Origin of the sequence: Yinghuangia soli, from assembly GCF_021502675.1 — a bacterium.
In the GTDB taxonomy this organism is placed as follows: Bacteria; Actinomycetota; Actinomycetes; order Streptomycetales; family Streptomycetaceae; genus Yinghuangia; species Yinghuangia soli.
Genome location: NZ_JAKFHA010000077.1, coordinates 1 through 6,119 on the forward strand (window position 1 = coordinate 1; position 6,119 = coordinate 6,119).

6 protein-coding genes are annotated in these 6,119 nt (G+C 70.1%); 4 read left to right on the forward strand and 2 right to left on the reverse strand.

Going from position 1 to position 6,119, the window contains the following annotated elements; genetic code table 11:
- The 4 genes from LZ495_RS43460 to LZ495_RS43475 form a co-directional block, all read left to right on the forward strand.
- Window positions 1–464: SDR family NAD(P)-dependent oxidoreductase (locus tag LZ495_RS43460; protein WP_235058837.1), on the forward strand; the 464-nt coding region annotated here is incomplete at its 5' end.
- A 97-nt stretch (window positions 465–561) separates the two neighbouring features.
- Window positions 562–1,719 (forward strand): acyl-CoA dehydrogenase family protein, encoded by a 1,158-nt coding sequence (locus LZ495_RS43465; RefSeq protein ID WP_235058838.1) that lies wholly within the window; start codon window positions 562–564, stop codon window positions 1,717–1,719.
- 123 nt (window positions 1,720–1,842) lie between these two features.
- On the forward strand, window positions 1,843–2,994 hold the full coding sequence (locus LZ495_RS43470; protein WP_235058839.1) for a CaiB/BaiF CoA transferase family protein: 1,152 nt from the start codon (window positions 1,843–1,845) through the stop codon (window positions 2,992–2,994).
- 82 nt (window positions 2,995–3,076) lie between these two features.
- Complete coding sequence (locus LZ495_RS43475; RefSeq protein ID WP_235058840.1) at window positions 3,077–4,261, forward strand: TetR/AcrR family transcriptional regulator; 1,185 nt, start codon at window positions 3,077–3,079, stop codon at window positions 4,259–4,261.
- Window positions 4,262–4,282: 21 nt separating this feature from the next.
- On the opposite strand, the gene LZ495_RS43480 is transcribed toward LZ495_RS43475, so the two are convergent.
- Entirely contained in the window at window positions 4,283–5,437 is a 1,155-nt protein-coding gene (locus tag LZ495_RS43480; RefSeq protein ID WP_235058841.1) for a TetR/AcrR family transcriptional regulator, read from the reverse strand.
- A gap of 218 nt (window positions 5,438–5,655) precedes the next feature.
- The coding region (locus LZ495_RS43485) for an SDR family NAD(P)-dependent oxidoreductase (RefSeq protein ID WP_235058842.1) at window positions 5,656–6,119 on the reverse strand (464 nt) is incomplete at its 5' end.

A 6,119-nucleotide genomic window follows, 5' to 3' on the forward strand; every position in this document is an offset into this window, starting at 1 on the left:
ACCTCAAAGCACCCTTCCGCATCCTCCGCGCCGCCCAGCCCTTCATCAAGACCCACCCCACCGACCACCACCGCAAAGTCGTCAACATCTCGTCGGTGTCCGGTCAGTACGGCAACCCCGGCCAGGCGAACTACTCGGCGGCCAAGGCGGGGGTCATCGGTCTGACGAAGACGATGGCCAAGGAGTGGGGGCGGTACAAGGTCAACGTCAACGCCGTCGCCTACGGCTTCATCCTCACCCGCATGACCGAGGCCACCGCCGACGACGACACCTACGTCGAGATCGAAGGCCGCAAGATCAAGGTCGGTGTCAGCCCGCAGATCGCCGGGGCCGTCGCGCGCACCAACCCGCTGGGCCGCCCGGGTACGCCCGCCGAGGCCGCCGGCGCGGTCTACCTGCTGTGCACGCGGGAGGCCGACTACATCAGCGGCCAGGTCGTCACCGTCGACGGCGGTGCCCGCTGAACCTCCGTATCGGAACCGCCGCGGCGGGCGCGGCACCTCGCCGACCGCGCCCGCTCGTCACCAGCCTCCGCCGACCCACAGATCAGGAACCTTTGCCATGAAGCGCACGATCTACAACGAGGACCATGACGCGTTCCGCACAGTGGTCCGGGACTTCATTGCCAAGGAAGTCACCCCCCATTTCCCCGCCTGGGAGGCCGCCCGCCGTACCCCGCGCGACCTGTTCCACAAGCTTGGCGATCTGGGCGTGATGGGTTTCGACATCCCCGAGGAGTACGGCGGGGCCGGACCGACCAGCTACAAGTTCCAAGCTGTCATCGCCGAGGAAGTCGCCCGTGCGGGTGTCGGGCTGGGCCACTACTCCGTGACCACGGGAATCGTCCTGCCGTACCTTCTCCGACTGGCGAACGACGAGCAGAAGCGGCGCTGGCTGCCCGGCATCGCCGCAGGAGAGACCGTCCTGTGCATCGCGATGACCGAACCGGGCACCGGCTCGGACCTCGCCGGCATCCGCACCACCGCGAAGCTCTCCGAGGACCGCACCCACTACATCCTCAACGGCGCCAAGACGTTTATCACCGGCGCCCTCAACTCCGAACTGTGCGTCGTGGCCGTGCGCACCGCGGCTGCGACCGACGACGACCGCCGATACGGCCTGAGCCTGCTGGTCGTCGAGACCGGCAGCGACGGATTCGCGTACGGGCGGCAGTTGGAGAAGGTCGGCCTGCACGCGTCCGACACCTCCGAACTGTCCTTCACCGACGTCCGGGTGCCGGTGGAGAATCTGCTGGGCGAGGAGAACAAGGGCTTCTCGTACCTCGGCCAGAACCTCTCGCGCGAACGGCTTTCCATCGGCGTCAACGCGGTGTCGGCCGCGACTGCGGCGATCTCTTTCGCCCGTGACTACACCCGTGAACGCATGGTGTTCGGCAGGCCCGTCGCGGCCTTCCAGAACACCAAGTTCGTGCTCGCCGAGTGCGCCGCCGAAGTCGAAGCGGCCCAAGCTCTGGTCGACCGCGGGATCGAAGCGGACGACGCCGGTGAGCTGACTCCGGTCGACGCCGCGAAGATCAAGCTGTTCTGCACCGAGGCGGCCGGCCGCGTGATCGACAAGTGCCTGCAACTGCACGGCGGGTACGGCTACATGCTCGAGTACCCGATCGCCCGCCTGTACGGCGACACCCGCGTCACCCGCATCTACGGCGGCACCAGCGAGGTCATGAAGACCATCATCGCCAAGGACATGGGGTTGTAGCGCGTCCGGGCCCGGTCGCGGTGGCGGGCCCAGCGGCGAGACGGAGAGTCTCCGCTCGGTCTGCCATCGCCTCGGCAGCGCATGCGACGCACACAGCCCCGACGGCAAGGAAGTTCACGCACCATGACGACCAGCCCTACCGCAGGCCCGCTCGCGGGTACCCGCGTGGTCGAACTCGGCGGCATCGGCCCGGGCCCCTTCTGCGGGATGATCCTCGCCGACCTGGGCGCCGACGTCATCCGCATCGACCGGCCCGCCGACCACGGCAAACCCAGTGCCCATCCGATCCTGCACCGTAACCGGCGCTCGGTCACCCTCGACCTGAAGGACCCCGAGGGCGCCCGCGCCGCCCGGATCCTGATCAGCACCGCCGACGCGCTCGTCGAGGGATTCCGGCCCGGAGTCACCGAGCGCCTCGGGCTGGGGCCCGAGGTCTGCCTGGCGGCGAACCCGAGACTGGTGTACGGGCGCATCACCGGCTGGGGGCAGGACGGGCCGTTCGCCGACCAACCCGGCCACGACATCAACTACATCGCGATCGCCGGGGCCCTCGGCGCCATCGGGCCGGCCGACGGCGACCCCGTCGTCCCGCTCAACCTCATCGGCGACATGGGCGGTGGCGGCATGCTCCTCGCCCTGGGCGTCACCGCCGCACTCGTCTCCGCCCGCGCCACCGGTGCCGGCCAGGTTGTCGACGCCGCCATGACCGACGGCACCGCGCTGCAACTCGCCCTCGTGCACGGCTTGATGGCCACCGGCCGCTGGCAGGACCGACGCGCCGCGAACCCCTACGACGGAGCGGCGCCGTATTACCGCACCTACCGCTGTGCGGACGGGCTCCACGTTGCCGTGGGATGCGTCGAACCGCAGTTCTACGCAGCGTTCCTGCGCGTCCTCGGGCTCACCGGGGATCCGCTGTTCGAGCACCAGGGCGACACCGCCGCGTGGCCGGCGATGGCTGTCCGACTCGGCGATCTTTTCGCCTCGCGCCCCCGCGATGCATGGACAGAGGCGTTCGACGGCCGAGGCGCGTGCGTCACCCCGGTCCTGTCCTTTGTCGAAGCCGCTGCTCATCCGCACAATGCCGCCAGGGGCACCTACACGACCGACGACGGCTTCCCGCAACCTGCCCCCGCGCCCCGCTTCCTCGGCACCCCCGCCTCCGCACCGCGGCCCGCGCCCGTCCTCGGCGAACACAGCCTGGCCGTGCTCGCAGAAGCCGGACTCACCGACGAGGAGATCATGCACCTGCAACGACACGGCCCGGTCGGCTAGGGTCCGACAGGTCCGGCCGTGCACCGCCACGCCGCCGAACGCCGCTGGTCAGCGGCACCAGCAGCGACGAGGAGTACCACCGATGCAGAAGGATGCCACCAGGCGCGGTGCGGGCCGCCGCCCCGCCGACCGGCGCGACCGCGTGCTGGCCGCCGCCGGGGAGCTGTTCTGCGAGCGCGGCTTCCACAATGTCTCCCTCGCCGACGTCGCATCGGCGGTAGGAATCACCGCACCCGCGCTGTACCGGCACTTCCGCAACAAGCGGGATCTGCTGCTCCATGTGGTCACCGCCACCATCGACGGCATCGCCGAGCGCGTCGACCAAGCTGCGGATCTCGAGACCTACCTGAGCCGGTCCGCCGCGCACGCGGTCGCCCACCGCGGCTCGGCGACACTGTGGCAGCGCGAGGCCCGGCACCTGCCCGCCGAAGATTACGAGGCACTGCGCCAACACCTCTCCGACATCGCGTCCCGCCTGGCCGCGCTGACTGGCCGCAGCCTGCCCGCCTACTCCGAAGCGGATACCGAACTCGCGGCATGGACAGCCCTCTCGGTGTTCGGGAGCGTGTCCACCCACCACTACACACTGCCCCCGCGGAGGTTCGAGGACCTCCTGGCCGGACTGGCGCGTACCGCTGTCCACTCCGTCGCCCGGCCCGGCCCGGGGGTGGCCGGCCCATCCCTGCATGGACTGGGCCTGGCCCGAAGTGTGGCTTCCCGGCGCGAGGAGATCCTCGCGGAAGCCACCAGGCTTTTCGACGAGCACGGCTACCAGTCGGTGAGCATCGACGACATCGGTGCCGCCACCGGAGTCAGCGGACCCAGCCTGTACAAGCACTTCGCCGGCAAGTCCGAACTGCTGGTGGCAGCCGTGTCACGAGCAGGTGAGCATCGCCGTGCCGCGACCCAGGAAGCTTTGGATGCCGCCACCGCCGATCGGGACGCGGTCGAACGCCTCCTGGCTTCCTACCTCCGCTTCGCCCAGGAGCATCGCCACCTGATCGGGGTTCTCGTCGCCGAGCTCGATCAACTCCCCGAACAGGACCGACGGGCCGCCCGGGAGGCTCAGCGCGACTACCTCGCGCTGTGGACGGAACTTCTCGTCCGGGCGCGCCCCGGCCTGGAGCCCGGCGAGGCGCGCATCACCGTCAGCGCCGTGCTGACGGTGATCGACAACGCGGTCCGCACCGGAGCCCTGCACCGCCGCCCCGACCTGTCCGAACGCCTCGCCGCGATCAGCACCGCGGTGCTCCTGCCCCGGGCGTGACCGCAGCGTCGTCGAGGGGCTCTAGTCAGGCAACAACAGGGCCGTGCCCATGGCCACGACGCGTTCGACCAGTTCTTGGTCAGGCGCCGGGCGCGCCCACCGCACCACATACCGGGCCATGCCCTGGGCAGCCACAACGATCATGCGGGTCTCCACCGGGTCGCGGCCCGGCACGGCCTGGTCCAACAGCCGGACCCACATCTCCAGGTACTCGCGCTGGAACCGGCGCAGCGCCGTGCGTTCCCGCTCGGGGAGTTGCTCGCGCTCATTGGTGATCACACCGATGACGTGGGACTGTTCGACGCCGAGCTGTACATGGGAGCGGAATGCCGCCTCGACCGCGTTCCGCGGGCTGGACGCGCGGCTGACGGCCTGGTCGAATGCCACGAGCATCCGGTCCCCACCGCGGCTCGTCGCCGCGATCAGGATGTCGGTCTTGGTGGCGAAGTGGCGGTATACCCCCGACCCTACGATCCCCACGGCCTCCCCGATGTCGGCCATCGCGACCGACTGGAAGCCGCGTTCGTCGAACAGCCGGGTCGCCTCGGCCAGCACCTGCTCGCGCCGCGAAGGCTGCAACGCGGCCACCGCTCGCGGCGGCCGCGGCGCGGCCGTCGCGGCGGGCGCGGGCAGCGGACAGCGCAGAACCCGTTCGCCGAGCTGGTGCAGCAGGGCCTCGAACCGCCGTCGGGGCAAGGACAGCCGGTGGCGTGACGTGCTCGCCATCACCGCGAGCATGGCGAGCGCGACGAGCCGGCTGTCGGCGGCCTCGACATCGGGGCGCGCCTCGCGAACCCGTCCCGCAAGGCGCTCGGTGACGTCGGACGCGCGGTTCTGGACCAAGCCGCGCTGCGCGTCCGGGAGGTGTCGCGCCTCCCGTTCCCACAACGCGGCAACAGATCGCCGGGTGACCGCCGCCGATGCCATGGCGCGCAGCATGTCGTCGAGCCCCGCCGCGTCCCGGATCCGGCCTTCGACCGCGTCGAGGCTGCCCAGGACGGCGTCCAGCAGCAGTTCTTCCTTGTTCCGGAAGTGCCGGTAGACCGCGGGCGCGGTGATGCCCGCCGCTTCGGCGACCTCGGCCACCGAGACATTGTGGTAGCCGCGCTCGCGAAAGAGGACACCCGCCGCTTCGAGGATCTGTGCCTTCCGGTTGGGCGGCCTGCGCGTTGCCATGGCGTTCCGATCTCTCCGCAGGGGCAGGCGGCCGAGGCCCGGCCTGTATCCGAGTGCGGGCCGCCTTCGCCCGTCCCCGCACTTGTGAAGCAATGCTAACTTGACGCCTTCATATGGCCGTATCGCAGGGCCCTGCCATGGAGGCACGTACCGCGAGGGGTGCGTCCGCATGCGAAGGGGCTGTCACCTGCTGGTGGGTGTTGCGGGGGATGGTCGGCCTAGACGCGGCCGCCGTCCACCACGAGGCACTGGCCGTTGACGTAGTCGGTCTCCGGCAGGCATAGCGCGTACACCGCTCCGGCCGCCTCCCGCGGCGTCCCGGGCCGTCCGAACGGGATGACCGTCGCGGCCATCGCCGCCCGATCGGGGTTCATGCCGACCTTGATCTTGCGGCCTTCGATCTCGACGTAGGTGTCGTCGTCGGCGGTGGCCTCGGTCATGCGGGTGAGGATGAAGCCGTAGGCGACGGCGTTGACGTTGACCTTGTACCGCCCCCACTCCTTGGCGAGCGTCTTCGTCAGACCGATCGTCCCGGCTTTGGCCGCACCGTAGTTCGCCTGCCCCGCGTTTCCGTAGACCCCCGATGTCGACGAGATGTTGACGACTTTGCGGTGGTGGTCGGTGGGGTGGGTCTTGATGAAGGGCTGGGCGGCGCGGAGGATGCGGAAGGGTGCTTTGAGGT